Consider the following 20,017-nt stretch of genomic DNA (forward strand, 5'->3'; position numbering starts at 1 on the left):
GGCTCTACCCGACTGGATGTTACTGTCGGCATCCGGATTGAGTGTGGACGATTACGAAGCGTTGCCGGAAGAGGTCTGCCGCCGCATCGAAATCGTTGATGGAGCCATCGTCGTGAATCCGGCCCCGCGCCGTTCGCACCAGATCTTCGTCCGGCGGCTGGCGAACGCGCTCGAAGCGGCCTGCGGTCCCGCGTTCGAGGTTTCCACCGACGTCGACCTGCGGCTCCGTGACGTACCGCTGCTGAACCGGCGGCCGGACATCGTCGTCTACGACTCGTCGCTGCCGGACGACTTCGTGCTGAGGGCCGAGCACTGCGTGCTCGTGGTGGAGCTGATGTCACCCGGTTCGGTCACGGCCGACCGGGTCGACAAGCCGGGCGAGTACGCCGCCGGCGGCATCGAGCACTTCTGGCGCATCGAAAACACCGACGACCTGGAAAAGCTCCGCGTCTACCGGTACGTGCTCGATCCGGCGTCCAAGGCCTACGCACCCGCGGCCGTGCACGACGGGCCGTTCACCGTGACCGCGCCCTTCACGGTGAACGTCGACCTCGCCGCGCTGCGCTAAGCCCCTTCGATCTGCGGTGGCTCGGTCCGTTTCGCCGGCTTCCGGTACACGACCACCCCGCCCCAGAACGCCAGCCCGTTGATCTTCACCGTGGGTGCCGTCGGCGGCGCGGGCGGCGCGCCCGACTTGTCCTCCAGCACGAACCCGCCCATCAGGCCGAGCCCCGTCACGTCGACGTTGATGTCGTCCGGGACCGTGATCTGGATGCCGCCCATGATCGCCACCGCGGTGATCGTGCAGTGCCGGTCCGCGAAGCGGGCCTGCCGCAGGTCGATCTCCGCGCCGCCCCAGAACGCGAAGCTGTTGTGCTGCGGGGGCAGGACCCAGCTGCCCTTGCGGACCGCTCCCGACAGCACGCCGATCGACACCGGGCTGCCCGGGTGGCCGCCGATGCGCTGGTCGGGGAAGCCCAGAGCGCGCGTCGTGGCCGGTTCGACGGCCGCCGCCGACGACGGCAGGTCCGCCGTCACCGGTTTGAGTTCCCCCAGCGTTTTCGCCGCGTAGACCGTCGTGAGCCGTTCTTCCAGCTCGTTGACCGTGATCCGCCCCTCCGCGAGAGCGTTGTGCAGCACCTGGGCGACGCGTTCGCGGTCCGCGTCGGAAGCCCGCATCTGGTCGGGCGTCAGTTCGCTCACCCGGCGCAGCTTATCCGCGAAAACCACCCCGCGTGTCCACCTTCTGCGAGGACACTGGGTGGATGGTCGAGTTTCCGGACGGCACCCGCGTACACGGGCGTGGGCTGCGGCGCCCCCGCCCCGACGGACCCGAGCCCGATTTCGGGCTCTACCTGGGGACGAGCAAGCTGCGGCGCAAGTACGGCGGGGGCATCACCTGGCCGCACGAGTGGATCACCTGGCCCGACTTCCTGCTGCCCACCCAGCCCGCCGATGCCCGCGAAAAGATCAAGGCCCTCCACGAACGGGCGAAGACCGAGACCGTCGAAGTCGCCTGCTACGGCGGCTCCGGCCGGACCGGGACGGTGCTGGCCTGCCTGGCGGTCCTCTCCGGCGTCCCGGCCGACCAAGCCGTCGCCTGGACGAGAGCGCACTACCACGAGCGAGCCGTCGAAACGCCCTGGCAGCGCGGCTGGGTGAAGAGCTTCGCGAAACAGCTAGATTGACCCGCATGGATGTGCACGTCGTCGACCACCCCCTCGCGAAGGCCCGGCTCTCCACGATGCGCGACGCGCGCACCGACAGCGCCGCGTTCCGGGCCGCGCTGCACGAGCTGACCGTCATGCTGGTCTACGAAGCCACGCGCAACGTGCCGGTGAAGGTCGAGAAGATCCACACGCCGGTCGCCCGCACCGACGGCCACAAGCTGGCCAAACCGCCGCTGCTGGTGCCGGTGCTGCGCGCCGGGCTGGGCATGGCCGACCAGGCGCACAAGCTGATCCCGGACGCGCAGATGGGCTTCGTCGGCCTGGCGCGCGACGAGGAGACGCTGAAGCCGACGCCGTACCTGGAGTCGCTGCCGGAGTCGCTCGCCGACCGGCCGGTGCTGGTGCTCGACCCGATGCTCGCCACCGGCGGCTCGATGGAGTACACGATCCGCCTGCTCACCGACCGCGGCGCCGACGACGTCACGGCGATCTGCGCGCTCGCGGCCCCGGAAGGCCTGGCGCACCTGGAGAAGACCGGCCTGCCGGTCCGGGTGGTCACGGCGAGCATCGACGAGCGCCTCAACGACTCGGGCTTCATCGTCCCGGGCCTCGGCGACGCGGGTGACCGCCAGTACGGCGCCGTCTGAGCCGGTACCGGTCCTGAAGTGGCGGTGGATCGCCGTGACCGCGGCGGTCCACATCCGCGGTTCGCGGACGCGCGGTTTCCTGCCACCGAGGAGCGCAACATCCGGGCCGGTGCCGGCCATGAGTGGGTGTGACCAGCCATGCGACGGGGGCGCCGGTGGACGACCGGGATCTGTGGGACCGGGCGTCCGAAGGTGACGAAGCAGCCTTCAGCGAGCTCTTCGAACGCCATGCGGAGGCCGTCTGGAACCACGCCTACCGGTTGACCGGCTCGTGGACCGCGGCCGAGGACCTGACCTCGAACACCTTCCTCACCGCCTGGCGCCGCCGCGCCGACGTGCGGCTGGTGCGCGACAGCGCGCTGCCGTGGCTCTACACCGTCGCCGCCAACGCGGCCCGCGACGAGTACCGCGGCGCGCGAAGACGGCTGAGGCTGCTGCGGAAGATGCCGGACCCGCCGGTCGTGACCGACCACGCCGACGCGGTGGCCGAGCGGCTCGACGGCGAGCAGCGGCTGCGTGAGGTTCTCGAGGCCGTCCGGACGCTGCCGAAGGCGCAGCGGGAGGTCGTCGAGCTGTGCCTGCTCGGCGACCTCAGCGCCGCCGACGCCGCGGCGCTGCTGACCGTCGCCGAGGTCACCGTCCGCTCCCACCTGTCCCGGGCCCGCGCCCGGCTGCGCACGTTGCTGGAGGAGAAATGAGCGACGACTTCGGCCTGCCGTCCCGGCAGGAGCTGCCGGACGACGTCCGGGCGCGGGTGCGCGCCGAACTCCGCCAGGGCATCGCGAAACCACGGCGGACGAAGCACCTTTGGTACGCCGCCGCGGCCGCGGTGCTCGTTCTGGCCGTCGGTGCGGTCGTGGCGACGCAGGTGATCAGGCACCCGTCCGTGGCCGGCCCGGGTCCGTCGCCCGGCCCGGACGACCGCAGCCCGCTCACCCTCGACCTGAAGGTGGCGACCTCGTCCCTGGACCGCTGCTGGGCGGCTGTGCAGACGGCGGGCAAGGCGGACCGGGTGCCGCCGCGCGCGGACTGGGTTCCGTTGTTCACCAAGGTCCTGCGGACGGACGCGGTGGTCGCGGCGACCGCCGCCAGCAAGCCGATGTTCTGCGAGACCACCGATACGACCGTGACGCTGACGGATCCGGCAGCCGTGCCCGCCTACGCCCCGGGCACGCGCACGGGGCTGCTGCTGCACAGCGCGACCGGGGCGGTCGGCGGGGTCCTCGCCACGGGCGGGGACGGCAGCTACCTCGAGACGGAAACCGAGAGCGGGGACAGCGGCAGGTCGGACCTGTTCGCCTCCCCGGTCACCCGCCAGTTCGTCGACATGACCCAGAGTCGCCCGGCGGCGACGAGGCTTGCCATCGGCAAGCCGGCGCAACCGGATGTGCCGCTGCCCGCCGCACCGCCGCCGCTGCTCGCGGTCGTCGACCGGCCGGTGACCGCCGACCGGACGTCCCCCGCGGGCCGGGCGTTGGGCGACTGCCTGGCGGCGGCGGACTTCGAGGCGCTTCCCGATGCCGCGGCGTACGCGCCCGGGCCGCTGCTCGAAACGGACGTCTACCGGGTGGCCACCGGTCGCTACGGCGACCGGACCGTGGTGTGCACGACCGAGCCCGACTACCAGCGGCCGGGCAAGACGAAGTCCCGTGCCACCTTGGACGAACCCCCACCGCAGGGACCAGCGGCGTACACCTTGATGGTGAGCACCCTGGGCGCGGTCGAAGCGGGCGGCGAGCCGGGCAAGTCACGGACGCCGTTCGCGGCGGCGCTGCCCGCCACGGCGACCAGCGCGACAGTCGACTTCGGCGCCGGGGCGAGCGTCGACGCCGCGGTCACCGTGGGGATGCTCGCCGTCTGGATCCCGAAGGACCGGTACGAGCCGGGCCGGCAGGTAGGGGTGGTGGCGCGGGACGCGCGCGGCGAGGTCGTCTATGCCGGCGAGCTGCTGCTGATGTGAGGCCGCAGCCAGCCGGAGGCGTTCGCACGCAGGGCCGCTTCGTAGGAGGTCGTGACGTCGAACTCCTCCGGCAGGTTGCCGGTCAGCTCCAGGGACACCAGGCCGTGCACGATGGCCCAGCAGCCGACCGCCACCGTCTCCGGCGGGACGTCGAGGAAGACGCCGTCGGCGATGGCGCGGCGGATGATCCGCTCGAGGGGCTTGAGCGTCTCGCGGGCGAGCTTCTCGGCGTCTTCGTTCGGCTCGAACCCGGGGACCGACTTGGTGAACATGATCCCGTAGAGGTGCGGGTCGGCCAGCGCGCTCGTCCGGTACGCGCTGCCGAGCGCGACGAGGTCCTCGACGGGGTCGCCGGTCAGCGCCGTGCCGGCCATCCGGGCGCCGAAGCGGCGGAAGCCTTCGGTGTAGAGGGCGTTCACCAGGTCGGGCTTGCTGCCGAAGAGCGAGTACACGGCGGTGGTCGACGTCCCGGCGTCGGCGGCCAGCTTGCGCAGCGAAAGCGCCTTCGGCCCGTCGGCCGCGAGGAGCTCGCCGGCCCGGTCGAGCAGCTTGAGCCGGAGCGCTTCGTCGTGCGTGCGTGGTCGCGCCATGCACCCAGCGTATCGGAACAGTGTTATGGAAAGCGAGGGACGGATTTGACCTGGAGTGCACTCCAGGTCGTACTGTCGGCGCATGAGCTACTCGATAGCGGAAGCCGCGCGACGTAGCGGACTGTCCATCGACACCCTCCGGTACTACGAGCGCATCAAACTGCTCGACCCGCCCGCGCGGGACGCCGCGGGCCGCCGCGCCTATTCCGACGACGACCTCAACTGGCTGGGCTTCCTGACCAAGCTGCGCACCACCGGGATGCCCATCAAGAGCATGCGCGAGTACGCGTCGCTGCGCCGGCACGGCGTCGCGAGCGCGGGCCGCCGCAAGGCCCTGCTGGTGGAGCAGCGCCGGTCGGTCGCCGAGCGGATCGCCGAGCTGCAGGGCTGTCTCGACATCCTCGACTACAAGATCGAGAACTACGCCCAGGTCGAGCGCAACGTGCTCGGCGTGGAACCCGGTAGGGAGGAGATTTCGGCGTGAAGAACAGGAAACTGGGCGGCCTGGAAGTCGGCGCCCAGGGGCTCGGCTGCATGGGGATGAGCCAGGCCTACGGCGTCCGCGACAACGACGACGAGTCGATCGCGACCATCCACCGCGCGCTCGAGCTCGGCGTGACGCTGCTGGACACGGCGAACGTCTACGCCAACGGCGTCAACGAGGAGCTGGTCGGCCGCGCGATCGCCGGCCGCCGCGACGACGTCGTGCTCGCGACCAAGTTCGGCATCGTGTGGAACGACGGCGCGATGGGCGCCCGCGGTGACGCCGCGTACGTCAAGCAGTCCTGCGACGAGTCGCTGCGCCGGCTCGGCGTCGACCACATCGACCTGTACTACCAGCACCGCGTCGACCCGGACACGCCGATCGAGGAGACCTGGGGCGCGCTGGCTTCCTTGGTGGAGGCCGGAAAGATCCGGTACGCCGGGATTTCCGAGGCGAGCGCGGCGACGATCCGGGCCGCGCACGCGGTGCACCCGGTGACCGCGCTGCAGAGCGAGTGGTCGCTGTGGACCCGGGGGATCGAAGGCGAAATCCTGGACACGTGCCGGGAGCTCGGCATCGGGATCGTCCCGTTTTCGCCGCTGGGCCGGGGTTTCCTGACGGGCGCGGTGACGTCGGTCGCCGACCTGCCCGAGGACGACATGCGCCGCGGCCTGCCCCGCTTCGCCGAGGGCAACTTCGAGCGCAACATGGCGATCGTCGAGGCGCTGCGCAAGCTGGCCGGGGAGAAGGGCGTCACCGCCGGGCAGCTGGCGCTGGCGTGGGTGCAGGCCCAGGGCGAGGACGTGGTGCCGATCCCGGGCACCAAGCGCCGCAAGTACCTCGAGGAGAACGTCGCGGCGGCGTCGCTGGAGCTGACCGCGGACGACCTGGCGGCCATCGAGGCGGCCGCCCCGGCCGACGCGATCGCCGGAGAGCGCTATCCGGAACGGCTCGCCCGCGCCGCCGGGAAGTAACTTTCCTCTGAGGCTTTTCTGAGATCTCCGGGGCAGGCTCGGCGCCGATCACGTGGTCGGTGCCGAGCCCCAGGAGGTCGTCGTGGCGGAGGAAGTGCTCGATTATCTGATCGTCGGGGCCGGGCCGGCCGGGGTGCAGCTGGGGCAGCACCTCGGCCGCGCCGGGCACCGGTACCTGGTGCTGGAGGCCGGGTCCGCGCCCGGGCACTTCTTCGAGACCTTCCCGCGGCACCGGACCCTCATCTCCATCAACAAGAAGCACACCGGGTACACCGACCCGGAGCTGCGCCTGCGGATGGACTGGAACTCGATCCTCGCCGACGGCGACGACGACCCGGTCCTCTTCACGGACTACAGCGAAAAGCTCTTCCCGGACGCGCCGGACCTCCTGCGCTACCTCGCCGACTACGTCGAGAAGCACCAGGTCGAGGTCCGCTACGACACCCGCGTCACGCGCATCCGCCGCGACGGCGAAACTTTCGTCCTCACCGCCGGTGAAGAAGAGTTCCGGTCGAAACGGCTGATCATGGCCACCGGCGTCACCAAGCCGTACCTCCCGGACTTCCCCGGCGTCGAGCTCATCGACCAGTACGTGGACGTCGACGTCGACCCGAAGAGCTTCACCGACCGGCGCGTCCTCGTGCTCGGCAAGGGGAACTCCGCCTTCGAGACCGCCGACAACCTCATCGAGCACGCCGCCGTCGTGCACGTCGGAGGGCCGCGGCCGGTGAAGCTGGCCTGGCGCACCCACTTCGTCGGCCACCTCCGCGCCTACAACGCCGGCATCCTGGACATGTACCAGCTCAAGCTGCAGCACGCGATCCTCGACGGCGACGTCCGCGAAGTCCGCAAGGACGCCGACGGCTACCACGTCAAGTTCGCCTTCGCCCGCGCCGACGAAGTGATCAAGGAGATCCGCTACGACCGCGTGATCGGCTGCACCGGCTTCCGGTTCGACGCGTCGCTGTTCGACGAGGACTGTCGTCCGGAGCTCACCATCAACGACCGCTTCCCCGCGCAGACGCCGAGCTGGGAGTCGGTCAACGTGCCCGGGCTCTACTTCGCGGGCACGATCACGCAGGTCCGCGACTTCAAGAAGGCCACCAGCGCGTTCATCCACGGCTTCCGCTACGGCGTCCGCGCGCTGGCGAAGGTGCTGAACGAACGCCACCACGACGTCCCGTGGCCGCACACCGAGCTCCCGGCCAAACCGGACGCGCTGACCGAGGCCGTGATCACCCGGATCAACCGGACTTCCGCGCTGTACCAGCAGTTCGGCTTCCTCGGCGACGTCGTGGTCGTGGACGGCGACACCGCCCGCTACCTCGAAGAGGTGCCGGTCGACCGGGTGCTGGCGAACCCGCCGGGCGACGCCTACGTCGTCACCCTCGACTACGGCCCGGACCACGACAAGGTCGACCCGTTCGACTTCGTCGCCCGCGCCGCCCAGGACAAGGCCAACGACCACGGCGAAGGCCACTACCTGCACCCGATCGTCCGGCACTACCGCGCCGGTGAGCTGGCCGCCACCCACCACGTCACCGAGAACCTCGAGAACGAGTGGGACAAGGAAGTGCACGTCGAGCCGCTGATCGCCTTCTTCACGCGGGAGCTGTGATGCGCACGGTCGCGGAGTTCGAGGCGGCCGCCCGGCAGCGCCTCGACCCGGTGCACTACGACTACTTCGCGGGCGGCGCGCAGGACGAGATCACCCTGCGGGAGAACGAAACCGCGTTCCAGCGGTTGCGGCTGGTGCCCCGGGTGCTGCGCGGCAGCGACAAACGGGACCTGAGCATCGAGCTGCTCGGGACACCGTCCTCGATGCCGATCCTCGTCGCGCCCACGGCGTTCCACCGGCTCGCGCACCCCGACGGCGAGCTCGCCACCGCGCGGGCCGCGGCGCGGGCGGGCACGATCATGATCGTCAGCATGGCCTCGACCACGGCGATCGAGGACATCGCCGCGGCCGCCCGCGAGGTCGCGCCGGACCCGGGCCTGTGGTTCCAGCTCTACCTGCAGCCGGACCTGGAGTTCACCGAGGCGATCGTGCGCCGCGTCGAAGCCGCGGGGGTGAAGGCGTTCGTCGTCACCGTCGACTCGCCGGTGCTCGGCCGCCGCGAACGCGACGACCGCAACGCCTTCCACGACCTGCCGGCCGGGTTGTTCGTCGAGAACCTGCGCAACATCGGCGAGAACCGCAGCGGCGGGAACACCAGCCATGTTCGCGAGATCGTCATGTCGGCCGGGTTGAACTGGGACCACATCGCGTGGCTGCGCTCGAAGACCAAGCTGCCCGTGCTGATCAAGGGGGTGCTGCACGCCGAGGACGCGCGGCTGGCCGTGCACCACGGTGTCGCCGGGATCGTCGTGTCCAACCACGGCGGCCGCCAGCTCGACACCGTTCCCGCCACCATCGACGTCCTGCCCGAGATCGCCGCGGCCGTCGGCGGGGCGGTCCCGGTGCTGCTGGACGGCGGGATCCGCCGCGGCACCGACGTCGTCAAGGCGCTCGCACTGGGCGCGGACGCGGTCGGCGTCGGCCGCCCGGTCGTGTGGGGCCTGGCGGCGGGCGGCCGCGAAGGCGCCTCGGAGGTCCTGGAGCTGCTGCGTACCGACTTCGACCAGGCCCTCGCGCTGTGCGGCGGACGGCTGCCGGCGGAGCTGACCGCGGACCAGGTGCGGCGATGATCGGCAAGGCGCTCGCGTGGCTGCCCGAGCATGTCGTCGCGCTGCGGATGCGGATCTTCGCGCTGGTCAACGGCCAGGACGTGGTGACGATCCCGGGCCCGCAGGTCGGCGCCGCCGACTTCCGGCGCGTCTACGCCGACCCGGCGGCGAACGGCCGCAGCCGCGGCGCCGCGCTGTCCGACCTGTTCTGGTACTGGCTGTCGCCGGGCCCCGAAGTGCACCAGGAGCACCTCGAAGCCGGCCCGCGCTACGACGAGGTCGCCAAGTGCACCCGCCACATCCTGGTCAAGTCCAAAAAGGACTCCGAGGAGCTGGCCCGGCGCGTTGCCGGCCACGTCCTGGACGGCGTCCGCCCCGGGCTCGTCCGGCTGCGCGACGAGATGATGCCGATCTGGGCCGAGCTGTACTACGAGCTGGTGTTCGACGAGCCGTGCCCGCCCGAGGCGCGTGCTCTGATCGTGGCCCACGCGGACGACGTCGCCTCGGCGCTGAAGTGCGTGCGGCCGCGGAACATGCGCCGCCGGGCCCGGCTGACGAAGTACCTCAGGCAGCGGCTCGCCGACGTCCCGCACCCGCTCCCGGAGTCACTGAGACCCCAGGAGCAGGCGTACTACCTGCAGGGCACCTTCTTCACCACCGCCGTCGTGCAGATGTCGGAGGCGATGGCGCACCTGCTGATGATCATCGCGCAGGACGAACGCGGCCAGCGGCGCCTCGCCGGCCACCCGGAGGACATCGACCGCGTCATCGAGGACGGGCTGCGCGCGTACCCGCTGTTCGGCATCGCGCACCGGATTTCCACCGCGGACATCGAGCTGGACCGGCTGACCATCCCGGCGGGCACGGTGCTGTGCTTCAGCTACCCCGATTTCGCCGAGCAGTCCACGAAGGAGGAGTTCGTCCCGTTCGGCGTCGCGCAGAACCGCGCCTGCCCGGCCCGCGGGCTCGCGCCGCCGACCATGCGGGTCGTCGCGCAGGAAGTGCTGCGCCGCTTCAGCCTCGCCTCGACGGCCGCCCACACGCGTTCGATCCCCAACCGCGGCCCGGTGCTGCTGACGCCGCGCGGTGCCCGGCACCGGCGCGCACCCCTGGTGTGGCTCGCGGTCCGCGACCGCTGGGAAGACGTCTGGCGCAGCTTCGCCCAGCTCGTGTTCGGCACGTACATGGTCCTCGACGCCCGTCGCCAAGCCCTGTGTTCGACCTACTTCGCCGGAGGCAACCGATGAGCCCGTCCGAAGCGGCGCCCGTGTTCTTCCTCGCCGTCGTGGTGATCCTCGTGGTGGTCCGGCTGGTCTGCCTGGCCGCGGTCAAGCTCGGCCAGCCGCCGGTGGTCGGGGAGATGATCGCCGGCGTGCTGCTCGGCCCGTCGCTGTTCGGGCTGCTGCTGCCGGGCGTGCAGGCGGCGCTGTTCCCGGACGGCATCCGCTCGCTGCTCTACGTCGGCGGCCAGATCGGCCTGGTCATCTACATGTTCGGCGCCGGCTACGAGTTCAACCTGGGCAGCGTCGTGAAGTCGCGCAAGTCGGTCGCGGCGATCTCCTCGGCCGGGACGCTGGTGCCCTTGGCGCTCGGGGTCGGCGTCGCGGTGCTGGGCACGTCGTGGGTCGGCATCGGCAAGGACGGTGTTTCGCCGGCGACCTCGGCGGCGTTCGTCGGCGTCGCGCTGGCGATCACGGCGTTCCCGATGCTGGCCCGGATCATCACCGAACGCGGGATCGCCTCGACGAAGTTCGGCTCCCTGGCGCTGGCCTGCGGTGCGCTCGACGACGTGCTGGCGTGGCTCCTGCTGGCCGTCGTGCTGGGGATGCACGCGGGGTCGGCCGGGCCGGTGGCGCTCGCGCTGGGCGGCGGCCTCCTGTTCGCCGGGCTGGTGTTCATCATCGGACGGCGGCTGCTGGCGAAGGCGATGCGCAGTGAGCGCATGGGGCTCGACCAGCGGGTCCTCGTCACGGCGATGACGTTGTTCGCCGCCGCCTGGTTCACCGACGTGATCGGCTTGTACGCGGTGTTCGGCGCGTTCTGCGTCGGGATCGCGTTCCCCCGCACGCCCGCCGCGGACGCCGTGCTGGCGAAGATCATGCCGATCGGCCGGATCGTGTTCCTGCCGCTGTTCTTCACCTATTCCGGCCTGAACACGCGGTTCGCCCTGCTCGCCGACCCCAAGCTGCTCGCGTTCGCCGTGCTGTGCGTGGTGGTCGCGATCGTCGGCAAGCTGGGGGCGTCCTGGGGTGCGGCCCGGCTGGCGGGGGAACCGCCGGCGATCGCGTCGCGCGTCGGCGTGCTCGTCAACGCGCGTGGCCTGATGCAGCTGATCGCGCTCAACATCGGGCTGGCCGCCGGGATCGTCTCGCCGGCGCTGTTCACGGTGCTGGTGCTCGTCGCGCTGGTCACCACGATCATGACCGCGCCGGTGCTGGCCTGGCTCGACCGGCGCGATGCCCGCAAGGGGAGCACCGAAGTACTCCTGACGGCCGAACCCGTTCCGGTAACCGGGAAAAGTTGATTATTCAAGGTCGGAAATAACTGTCAAGATGGATCGGTGCGCGACGGGGTGGCGAAACCGAAGGTGCTGCTGGTCGAAGACGACCGGGAGCTGGCGGGCATGCTGGGGGAACTGCTCGCGGACGAGGGCTACGAGACCGAGGCGGCGCACGACGGCCAACGGGGTCTCCACCTCGGCCTCACCGGGCACTACGACGTGCTGGTCATCGACCGCCGGCTCCCGGTCATCGACGGGCTGGAGCTGCTGCGACGGCTGCGGGCCCGCGCGGTGACCACGCGGGTGCTGGTGCTCTCGGCGCTGGGGGAGGTGGCCGACCGCGTGGCGGGCCTCGACGCCGGCGCGGACGACTACCTCGTCAAGCCGTTCGAGGCCGAGGAACTGCTCGCGCGGCTGCGCGCGCTGGGCCGCCGCGACCTCGACGGCGCCGAGTGCCTGCCGCTCGGCACGGCGGCGCTCGACCTGCAGCGCCACGAAGTCGTGTTGCCGCGCGGCGAGCGGATCACGTTGTCCGGGCGCGAGTTCGAGCTCCTGCGGACGCTGGCGCAGCGGCCCAAGGCGATCCACCCGCGGGCGGCGTTGCGCACGCGCGTGTTCGCCGACTCGACCGGCGAGTCCATTGTGGACACGTACGTGTACTACCTGCGGCGCAAGCTCGGCCGGGACGCCGTGCGGACCGTGCACGGCCTGGGGTACCAGATCGGCGTGGTATGAGTTCCGAACCCGAGGCGCGGGCCCTGCGGCGGGCGCGGTGGGTGATCACCGCGCAGATCGCCGTGGTGGTGTCGCTGCTCGTGGCCGTCGCGGGCGCGATCGCGTACGGGATCCTGCTGTCCGGCCAGCACGCCGACGCGGACCGGCTGCTGGCCAGGACCATCCAGCTCGGCCCCGGCGCGACCCCGCCCGGCTGCGTCTGGCTGTTCACGCCGGGAGCGCACGCGCCGGCGGGACCGCCGCCCGCGGGGATGCCGATCCCGGAGCTGAACGCGCTCGTACCGGCCCCCGGCGACGTCCACACCGAACGGCGGGCGATCGACGGGATGACGTACACGTTCCGGGTGGAGAACCGCGGCGGCGTCGTCTCCCAGGCGTTCTTCGAAGAGCGGTACCAGATCCAGGACCGCGCGTCGCTGGTGTCCGGGCTCGGCGTCGCCGAGGTGCTGGCGCTGCTGGCGGCCCTCGGGTGCGGGCGGGTGCTGGCCCACCGGGCGATCCGGCCGCTGGAAGACGCCCTGCGGCGGCAGCGGACGTTCGTCGCCGACGCGTCCCACGAGCTCCGGGCACCGCTGACCCGGCTGCACACGCGCGCGCAGCTGCTGGCCCGGCGCGCGTCCGGCCGCGACGCGGCGGAACTCGACCACCTGGTCCGCGGCACGCGGGAACTCGGCGAAGTCGTCGAGGACCTGCTGCTGTCGGCGCAGGCGTGCGGCGAACGGCCGTCGCTGGAGCTGGTCGAGCTGGGTGTGCTGGCCGAGGAGGCGGTGGCGGCCGAGGCGGTGCGCGCCTCGGCGGGCCAGGTCCGCTTGGCGGTGACGCGCGAGCGGCGGCCGTACGTCGTCCAAGGCGTGCCGACGGCGTTGCGCCGCGTGCTGTCGGCGTTGCTGGACAACGCGCTCGGCCACACCCCGCCGGGCGGCTCGATCGAGGTGTGGCTCGGCGTCCCCGACGAACGGCACGTGGAGCTGCGCGTCCGCGACACGGGCGTGGGTTTCCCGGCCGCGGACGCGGACCGCATCTTCGAGCGGTTCGCCCGGGGCTCCGACGGCGACGGCCGCCGCTTCGGCCTCGGCTTGGCCCTGGTCCGCGAAGTGGTGACGGGCCACGGCGGAACGATCGCGGCCGCGGCCCGCCCCGGAGCCGGAGCAACATTCACCCTCCGCCTCCTCCGCGCCGACCCGCCGGGGCAGCACGCGTGATCGAGCGGGCATCTCGCGTGACTGAAGGGGCATCACGCGTGATTGAGCGGGCATCAGCGCGATGCCTCCCCGATCACGCGAGATGCCCCGCTGGTCACATGAGATGCCCCTCCGATCACGCGAGATGCCCCGCTGGTCACGGGAGCTTCGGGAGGGCGAAGCGGATCTCGCGGGCCATTTGCGGGGGGAGGGCCGAGCAGGCCGCGTCGATTTCGGCCGCCAGGGGCGGGGGCGGGGTGGTGTAGGTGGCGGCCGAGTGCTGGAGCCAGGCGTGGAGGTCGTGGTGGGCGTCGGCGGCCAGGTCCGGGTCGGCGAGCAGGGTGAGGTTCGTGTGCAGGCGCAGCCAGGTGTCGTGGTCGCGGAGCAGGGCCGCGGCCGCCCGGCGCGTGTGGCCCGGACGTCCCGGCGCCAGCAGCTCCCGCAGGGTGGGGACGCCGACGAGGCCGGGCTTGCCGCGCAGGAATGCCACCACCTGACGGACCACCGCGGGCGACGGGTCCGTCAGCAACGGCTGCACCGACGCCGACTCCGGCGCGATCCGGCGCAGGCCGCGCACGGCCGCCCGGCGGATCCGGGGCCGGTCGTCGGCGAGGTGTCCCTCCAGGAACCCGGCGTCGGCGGCGGTGCCGGTCTCACCGAGCCCGGCGAGCACGCCGAACGACACCGGCATGGCGCGGTAGTGCGCCGCCGGGTCCCCGCCGGCCTTCAGGACCAGGGCCTGCGCCATCGACCGGACCGCCGACGACCGGTCCGCCAGGTGAGCCACGGCGGCCTCGGGCCCGAGCAGCGTCAACGCCCGCATCCGGACCTTCGGCACCCCGGCCCGCAAGAGCTCTTCGACGCACTCGCCGCCGTCGAGCAACGCGTTGCCGCACACCGCGCGGACGACGAAGTCGGGGTCCCGCACCGCGATGTCGAGCAGCCGCTCGCGGGGAAGAAGCCCGATCGCCTCGCCGTGGAGCCAGCGGCGGGTCTTCCGGTCCTCCAGCGCCAACGCGTCCTCGAGCATGCTCGGCAGTGCTTCGCGCAGCAGCGTGGTCATCCAGTCGTCGACCTGACGCCGGCGCAGCACGCCGAGCAACGGCAGCATCGCGCGGAGCCCGGACGTGTCCAGCTTGGACACCACCGCCGCCCGGGCCGCCGCCCGGACCTGCGGGACCCAGTCGACGCAGCGCACCAGCAGCAGCGGCAGCGCTTCGGGGTCCGGGCTGACCGCGAGCCGGTGGATCGCGGCCTCGCGCAGATAGCCGTCACCGGAGCAAGCGGCGACGACCAGCGCTTCACGCGGGGTGCAGCGGGTGCCGGCGGGCCAGTACGTCCGCCGCAGTTCGAGGTCGAAATCCGCCCAGCGCCGCACGTCACCGGCGAGCAGGCGGTCGAGATCCAGCATGGCCATCCCCTCCGGCGCCCAGGATGCCCGGGTCCCGGAGGGGAGTCGAACCGATTACGCCAGCAGCGCCCGCACCGCGGCGGGGGCCTCGGCGATCGCGACCGGGTTCTGCTCCCGCGTCGCCAGGCTCCGGACCGTCACGTTCCCCGCGGCCCAGTCCTCCTGGCCGACGATCACCACCGCGGCCGCGCCCGCCTTGTCCGCGCGGGTCAGCTCCTTGCCCAGCTTGCGGTGCTCGATCGGGGTCGACGTCCGCAGCCCCGCCGCGCGCAGCGACGAAGCGACCGAGCGGGCCGCGTCGGAGAGGTCCTCGGTCACCGGGATCACCATGACGTCGACCTCGCTGCGCGGGGCCGGCGTCAGGCCGTGCGTGTCGAGGAAGTCCATCAGGGTGACGTCACCCATGCCGAACCCGATGCCCGGGATCTGCTGCGGCGTGAACATCGACGCCAGATCGCTGTAGCGGCCGCCGCCGAAGAGGGCCCGGCGGTTTTCCGGCGAGGTGTCGAAGACCTCGAACACGGTCGACGTGTAGTACGCCAGCCCGCGCACGATCATCGGCTCGTACTTGACCAGCGAACCCGCGCTGCTGTTCAGCACGCGGACCAGGTTCGACTGCTCCCGCACCTCGGCCGGCAGCTCGTCGAGCAGCGCCTCGCCCGCGTCGAGCGTCTCGGCCAGCTTCTCGAACTGCTTGTCCGAAAGCCCGATCTCGCCCGCGCTCTCGGCCAGCTTCTCGCGCGGGTACTTCTCCCAGCGGTCGACCAGCGCGAACACCTGGGACAGGTGGTCCTCCGACACGCCGGCGACGTCGGTGAGCGCCGACGTCAGCAGGTTCCGGTCGTTGACGCGCAGCACGAACATGTCCGGCGTCGCGCCCAGCGCGGCCATCATGTCGTGCACCAGCTCGAAGATCTCGATCTCGCAGTTGGCGCTGTCCGAGCCGAAGATGTCCGCGTTGATCTGCCAGTGCTCGCGCACGCGGCCGCGCTGCGGCGCCTCGTAGCGGTGGCAGTTCGGGTGGCTGTACCAGCGGACCGGGAACGACAGCGACTTCGCGCTCCCGGCGATCATCCGCGCCACCGACGGCGTCATCTCCGGCCGCAGCGCCAGCCGCCGCCCGCCCTTGTCGGTCAGCGTGTACAGCTGCTTGTCGGCGATCTCCTGGCCGGACTTCCGCTCGTAGATCTCGGCCGACTCGAGGATCGGGCCGTCGTAGCGGAGGAAGCCGCGGCGCTCGAGGACGTCGTAGAGATGACCGAACACCTGGGTACGCACGGACATTTCGGCGGGCAGGAAGTCCCGGGTCCCCTTGTAGGGCGCGGTCGGCAGGTATTCAGGCACGTCACCAGCTTAACGACCGGCGCTCAGGCGAAAGCGACCCCGTACGCCGTGAGCAGCGTCGCCGCCGCCAGGAGCACCGCGCCCACCGACGTCACGCGCCCGCCGAGCTTGCCGCGGTTCGGCAGCAGGTGCAGGAAGAAGCCACCCGACTGGGCGAGGATCCCGAACAGCAGCAGGAAGCAGGTGATCCACAACGTCGGGTCGGACAACGTCGTGCGGCTGAGGATCTGCAGCGCGACCAGGGCGAGGATCAGCAGGACACCGGCGTGGGCGTGACCGGCGCGGAACATCGCGCGCTGGTGCTCGGTGAGCTTGCGGTCGCGCAGGACGCCCATCAGCGCGTAGCCGCCGTACATCACGGTCGGCAGCGAGACCAGGGCGATCACCGTGAACAGCTGGGTGGGTCCGTGCATCGGGGGGCTCCTTCGAAGTGGCTGCGGCTACAGTAACACTGTTTTAAAACGCTGTCACCAAAGCCGGCATTCCCCGATCGGGAAGTCAGGCGACGCGGCCCTGGGCGAGCACCAGCAGGGGGTTGCGGAGCGCGGCCAGCGAGGCGAGCGGGTCGCCTTCGACGACCAGGACGTCCGCCGCGAGCCCGGCCTCGAGCCGTCCGGTCACGTCGCCGAGCCCCAGCCCGGCCGCGCTGTCCTCGGTGGCGATCTCCAGGATCCGGCGCCGGGGGAAGCCGAGCCACTCGTACAGCTCGAGCGCGCCGGCCGGGTCGTCGAACACCGAACCGGCCAGGCCCGCGTCGGTCCCGGCGAGCAGCCGGACGCCCTGTTCCTCGAGCCAGGGCAGCCGTCCGTACACCGCCAGCCCGAGCTCCTCGCCGAGCCGCTCGACGATCGTCCGCCAGTTGCGGCTGCTCGTCGAGCACGCCGAAATCCCGTCGGCGACCATCCGCTTGGCCACGTGCTCCCGGCGGTCGAACGAGCGCGGGCCGGTCATGAAGCTGCAGTGCTCGACCGTCGACACCCCGGCCTCGACGGCGGCCTCGATCGCGTCGGCGCCGTGGGCGTGCGCCGCCACCGGCAACCCGTGGCGCGTCGCGTGCTCGGTGACCACCCGCAACTGCCGGGCGTCGAACTGCGACTCCCACATGTCCGCGCCGCCTTCGGTGATCTGGCCGCCGCTGGCCATCACCTTGATCACGTCGGCGCCCGCGGCCGCGTTCGCGTCGATCAGAGCGCGGATTTCGCCGTCGGAAGCCGTTTCACCGCCGAAAAAGTGGCAGTGCCCGCCCGGCACGGTGATCGGCGGTCCGGACACCAGCAGCCGCGGCGCCACCGAGCCTTCGAACGAGCGCCGGACGGCCGCGCCGAGGTGCCCGCGGTCGCCGAGGTCCCGCACGGTCGTGACGCCGCTGCGCAGCATCGCCTCAAGCCGCGAGCGGGCGCCCTCCAGCGGAGCGTCGGACAAGTGCGCCAGCATCTCGCGGGACGCGTCGAACGCCAGGTGCACGTGGACGTTGAACAGGCCGGCGAGTGCGGTCCCGGTCGGGAAGTCGTGCCGGGCCGCGTCCGGCGCGGCCTGCGCGACGACGTCCGCGCGCCGGCCTGCCGCGACGATCACGCCGTCGCGCACCAGCACGGCGCCGTCTTCGATCGGGGTGGCCGGCCGGGGCAGCACCCGGCCGGCGGTGATCAGGGTGTCCACGTCACTTCCCGTTCGTCATCGCGGCCGACAGCGCGAGCAGCGGCCGGACGTCGGATTCGAGGTCGTCCGCCCCGGCGGGCAGGACCTGCTTGGCGCGGCCGTCGCTGGGCTCGCCGTCCGCGTGCCGCCGCAGCGCCGCCTTCAGCGCGGCCGCCGCGGCACCGGGATCTTCGGCGACGACCGTGCCGAAGTCCGCGTCGAGGTACGGCGACAGCTGCACCAGGCCGTCGCGGATCTCGATCACCCGGCGGTAGTGCCCGCGGTGGGTGCCGCGCGGGGACAGCCGGTCGCCGCGGCGCGGCGGGGTGCGCAGCACGATGCTGGGGAACGCCTCGACGAGCACCGTCCACAAGGGAGCGAGCGCCGCGTGCTCCCGCCGGTGCCGCCGCCGGCGCCGCAGCGCCGAAACCCGCGCCCGCATCCCGGGGTAGGTCACCCCGGCGAGGAACAGCATCCCGCCGGCGATCACGAACGGCACGCCGAGCAGCAGCAGGATCTTGACGACGGGCCCGAACACCCACGCCACCACGATGTACAGCGCGCGGAAGATGCTGCCGGCGGCCGCGCTGGACAGGCCGATCGCACCCAGCCGGAGCCCGATCCGCAGGTCCCGGTCGGCCACCCGCTGGTACCGCAGGATCCAGGCGGTGCAGGCGATGAGGCCGTAGATCAGGTACAGCCCGGCGCCGAGGTAGAACACCGCGACGCCGCTGTCGTGGATCGTCGACGGCCCCAGCGGCAGTCCCCGCAGTTCCGGCGGTGTCGCCCTCATCGCGACGACCATCAGCGTGATCGCGGCCGCGAGCGGGACGAGTTCCAGCGCCACCCGGCGGTACCGGCGGGGCCCCAGCGCCGAGCCGAGGAAGAAGATGACCAGCGCGCAGAGGCCGCACGCCAGCAGCGCGTTGTTCGCCACCCGCGCCGCGCCCCGGCCCAGCAGCGCGTCGACTTCGTCGGAGAGCACCGGCTGCTGCAGCAGGAAGGCCGCCGCGAACCCGGCCACGCACGCGGTGACGGCCCAGTTCGGCACCGTCGGCGCGCGCGTCACCTGGTAGATCCGCCACGCGAGCGCGGCGGAGAACAGCACCAGAGCCAGCAGGTTGACCGGGCTGAAAAGCGTGCTCACAACCACCCTTGGTGATCGCCGAGCGTCCCTTGGATCCGGCGGAGATCCCGGTCCGCGGCACGCCGGGGGATCGTGTAGTTCAGGACCGACGCCCATTCGAGGATGATCGTCGCGACCGTTTCGGCTTCCCACTCGTGCGCGTCATCGTAGGACGAGCGGCGCAGTGCGCGGTGTACGGCATCCGGGTCGAGATCCGGCGCCGGGCCGCGCAGGAAGTCCGCCGGCTCGGCGTCGCCGTGCGGGTGGTGGTCCGCCAGCATGTGCCCGAGCTCGTGCAGGATGATGTGGTCCTGGTGCGATTTCGTCGTTTCGGCCTGGTAGAAGATGTAGTCCGCGGACGACGTCGCGATCCAGCAGCCGAACGGCCCCGGCACTTCGAGCGGGTACGCCAGCAGCCGGATCGGCTTCCCACGCCGCTCGCCCAGCCGCGCGCACAGCAGTTCGACGTCCAGCGGGGGCCCGATGTCCAGGTCCTTGAGCAGCTTCCGGCAGCGGCGGCGCAGCTCGCGCTCCCTCATCGCGCCGCGTTCCCGAGGCCCCGGTCCTCCGGGCTGCGGCCCTCGCGTTCGGCCCGCTCGTAGCGCTCGACGAGCTCCAGCAGGTCCATCACCTGCCGGCGGCCCTGCGGAGACAGCTCCTGGGCCCGCATCGCCATCAGCTGGGCTTCGCCCGCGGGCGGCGCGGCCGCCTCCGCGTCGAAGAAGTAGGTCACCGGCACGCCGAACAGCCTCGCCAGCGCCTCGACGTAGTGGATCTTCGGGTTGACCCGCTTGCCCGTCGCCAGCTGCTGCAGGTAGGCGGGCGACATCGCCGGGCCGCCCGCCCGCTCGACGGCGGCCGAGATCTCCCGGTAGCTGTGCGGTGCGCGGCCGTCCACCCGAGCGGCCTCGATCAGGGCGCTCAGGCGCTCCGCGAAGGTGCGTTCCCGTGCCATCTCCACCCCCTGGGAATCCAGCCGCGGAAATTCTAGCCGGAGAACCACTGTACGCATATGTTGACAGCCGTCGTATGCAGTGGTTTACAGTTGGCTCGCCTCTCGCCTGACCCTCCGTGCCCTGGGGGTGCACGG

General features: G+C 71.8%; 22 protein-coding genes. 13 read left to right on the forward strand and 9 right to left on the reverse strand.

What is annotated here, in order from left to right; translation table 11 throughout:
- Positions 1 to 43: 43 nt before the first annotated feature.
- Positions 44 to 568, forward strand: a complete 525-nt coding sequence (locus ACWED2_RS29705; RefSeq protein ID WP_449693794.1) for a Uma2 family endonuclease — start codon at positions 44 to 46, stop codon at positions 566 to 568.
- Here ACWED2_RS29705 and ACWED2_RS29710 read toward each other — a convergent pair.
- Positions 565 to 1,179, reverse strand: a complete 615-nt coding sequence (locus tag ACWED2_RS29710; RefSeq protein WP_449693910.1) for a DUF1707 SHOCT-like domain-containing protein — start codon at positions 1,177 to 1,179, stop codon at positions 565 to 567. The two genes, ACWED2_RS29705 and ACWED2_RS29710, sit on opposite strands and share 4 nt — an antisense overlap.
- 86 nt (positions 1,180 to 1,265) lie before the next feature.
- Between ACWED2_RS29710 and ACWED2_RS29715 the strand changes: the two genes are divergently transcribed.
- The 4 genes from ACWED2_RS29715 (at position 1,266) to ACWED2_RS29730 (ending at position 4,277) form a co-directional block, all read left to right on the forward strand.
- Positions 1,266 to 1,688 (forward strand): protein-tyrosine phosphatase family protein, encoded by a 423-nt coding sequence (locus ACWED2_RS29715; protein ID WP_449693795.1) that lies wholly within the window; start codon positions 1,266 to 1,268, stop codon positions 1,686 to 1,688.
- Positions 1,689 to 1,693: 5 nt separating this feature from the next.
- Positions 1,694 to 2,317, forward strand: a complete 624-nt coding sequence (gene upp / locus ACWED2_RS29720) for a uracil phosphoribosyltransferase (protein ID WP_449693796.1) — start codon at positions 1,694 to 1,696, stop codon at positions 2,315 to 2,317.
- 128 nt (positions 2,318 to 2,445) lie between these two features.
- Complete coding sequence (locus tag ACWED2_RS29725) at positions 2,446 to 3,015, forward strand: RNA polymerase sigma factor (protein WP_449693797.1); 570 nt, start codon at positions 2,446 to 2,448, stop codon at positions 3,013 to 3,015.
- The gene (locus tag ACWED2_RS29730; RefSeq protein ID WP_449693798.1) at positions 3,012 to 4,277 is read left to right on the forward strand and encodes a hypothetical protein; all 1,266 of its coding nucleotides are present in this window, start codon (positions 3,012 to 3,014) and stop codon (positions 4,275 to 4,277) included. The genes ACWED2_RS29725 and ACWED2_RS29730 overlap by 4 nt, the downstream gene beginning before the upstream one ends.
- Here ACWED2_RS29730 and ACWED2_RS29735 read toward each other — a convergent pair.
- The gene (locus ACWED2_RS29735) at positions 4,250 to 4,867 is read right to left on the reverse strand and encodes a TetR/AcrR family transcriptional regulator (protein ID WP_449693799.1); all 618 of its coding nucleotides are present in this window, start codon (positions 4,865 to 4,867) and stop codon (positions 4,250 to 4,252) included. The genes ACWED2_RS29730 and ACWED2_RS29735 overlap by 28 nt on opposite strands.
- Positions 4,868 to 4,949: 82 nt before the next feature.
- On the opposite strand from ACWED2_RS29735, the gene ACWED2_RS29740 reads away from it, so the two are divergent.
- The 8 genes from ACWED2_RS29740 to ACWED2_RS29775 all read left to right on the forward strand — a co-directional run bounded on the left by ACWED2_RS29740 (position 4,950) and on the right by ACWED2_RS29775 (position 13,429).
- Positions 4,950 to 5,351, forward strand: a complete 402-nt coding sequence (locus ACWED2_RS29740; protein WP_449693800.1) for a MerR family transcriptional regulator — start codon at positions 4,950 to 4,952, stop codon at positions 5,349 to 5,351.
- Positions 5,352 to 5,401: 50 nt separating this feature from the next.
- Positions 5,402 to 6,325: an aldo/keto reductase gene (locus ACWED2_RS29745; RefSeq protein WP_449693911.1), complete on the forward strand. Its 924-nt coding sequence runs from the start codon at positions 5,402 to 5,404 to the stop codon at positions 6,323 to 6,325.
- An 82-nt stretch (positions 6,326 to 6,407) separates the two neighbouring features.
- Positions 6,408 to 7,943, forward strand: a complete 1,536-nt coding sequence (locus ACWED2_RS29750) for an NAD(P)-binding domain-containing protein (protein WP_449693801.1) — start codon at positions 6,408 to 6,410, stop codon at positions 7,941 to 7,943.
- A complete protein-coding gene (locus ACWED2_RS29755) occupies positions 7,943 to 9,013 on the forward strand; it encodes an alpha-hydroxy acid oxidase (protein ID WP_449693802.1) in 1,071 nt (356 codons plus the stop codon). The genes ACWED2_RS29750 and ACWED2_RS29755 overlap by 1 nt, the downstream gene beginning before the upstream one ends.
- Positions 9,010 to 10,239, forward strand: coding sequence for a cytochrome P450 (locus tag ACWED2_RS29760; RefSeq protein WP_449693803.1), 1,230 nt, complete (start codon positions 9,010 to 9,012; stop codon positions 10,237 to 10,239). The genes ACWED2_RS29755 and ACWED2_RS29760 overlap by 4 nt, the downstream gene beginning before the upstream one ends.
- A complete protein-coding gene (locus ACWED2_RS29765) occupies positions 10,236 to 11,516 on the forward strand; it encodes a cation:proton antiporter (protein WP_449693804.1) in 1,281 nt (426 codons plus the stop codon). The genes ACWED2_RS29760 and ACWED2_RS29765 overlap by 4 nt, the downstream gene beginning before the upstream one ends.
- Before the next feature lie 63 nt (positions 11,517 to 11,579).
- Positions 11,580 to 12,227: a response regulator transcription factor gene (locus ACWED2_RS29770; protein ID WP_449693912.1), complete on the forward strand. Its 648-nt coding sequence runs from the start codon at positions 11,580 to 11,582 to the stop codon at positions 12,225 to 12,227.
- On the forward strand, positions 12,224 to 13,429 hold the full coding sequence (locus ACWED2_RS29775) for a sensor histidine kinase (protein ID WP_449693805.1): 1,206 nt from the start codon (positions 12,224 to 12,226) through the stop codon (positions 13,427 to 13,429). Before ACWED2_RS29770 ends, ACWED2_RS29775 begins: the two co-directional genes overlap by 4 nt.
- 136 nt (positions 13,430 to 13,565) lie before the next feature.
- Here ACWED2_RS29775 and ACWED2_RS29780 read toward each other — a convergent pair whose 3' ends face one another.
- From ACWED2_RS29780 to ACWED2_RS29810, 7 genes are all read right to left on the reverse strand, one after another.
- Positions 13,566 to 14,819 (reverse strand): HEAT repeat domain-containing protein, encoded by a 1,254-nt coding sequence (locus ACWED2_RS29780; protein WP_449693806.1) that lies wholly within the window; start codon positions 14,817 to 14,819, stop codon positions 13,566 to 13,568.
- Positions 14,820 to 14,873: 54 nt separating this feature from the next.
- The gene (gene hisS / locus ACWED2_RS29785) at positions 14,874 to 16,163 is read right to left on the reverse strand and encodes a histidine--tRNA ligase (protein ID WP_449693807.1); all 1,290 of its coding nucleotides are present in this window, start codon (positions 16,161 to 16,163) and stop codon (positions 14,874 to 14,876) included.
- Positions 16,164 to 16,186: 23 nt separating this feature from the next.
- Complete coding sequence (locus ACWED2_RS29790; RefSeq protein ID WP_449693808.1) at positions 16,187 to 16,576, reverse strand: hypothetical protein; 390 nt, start codon at positions 16,574 to 16,576, stop codon at positions 16,187 to 16,189.
- A gap of 85 nt (positions 16,577 to 16,661) precedes the next feature.
- On the reverse strand, positions 16,662 to 17,822 hold the full coding sequence (locus ACWED2_RS29795) for an amidohydrolase family protein (protein ID WP_449693809.1): 1,161 nt from the start codon (positions 17,820 to 17,822) through the stop codon (positions 16,662 to 16,664).
- Between the two features lies 1 nt (position 17,823).
- Positions 17,824 to 18,948 (reverse strand): MAB_1171c family putative transporter, encoded by a 1,125-nt coding sequence (locus tag ACWED2_RS29800; protein WP_449693810.1) that lies wholly within the window; start codon positions 18,946 to 18,948, stop codon positions 17,824 to 17,826.
- Complete coding sequence (locus tag ACWED2_RS29805; RefSeq protein WP_449693811.1) at positions 18,945 to 19,466, reverse strand: hypothetical protein; 522 nt, start codon at positions 19,464 to 19,466, stop codon at positions 18,945 to 18,947. Before ACWED2_RS29805 ends, ACWED2_RS29800 begins: the two co-directional genes overlap by 4 nt.
- The gene (locus tag ACWED2_RS29810) at positions 19,463 to 19,882 is read right to left on the reverse strand and encodes an XRE family transcriptional regulator (RefSeq protein WP_449693812.1); all 420 of its coding nucleotides are present in this window, start codon (positions 19,880 to 19,882) and stop codon (positions 19,463 to 19,465) included. Before ACWED2_RS29810 ends, ACWED2_RS29805 begins: the two co-directional genes overlap by 4 nt.
- Between the last annotated feature and the right edge of the window lie 135 nt (positions 19,883 to 20,017).

Source organism: Amycolatopsis sp. NPDC005003 (genome assembly GCF_053600695.1).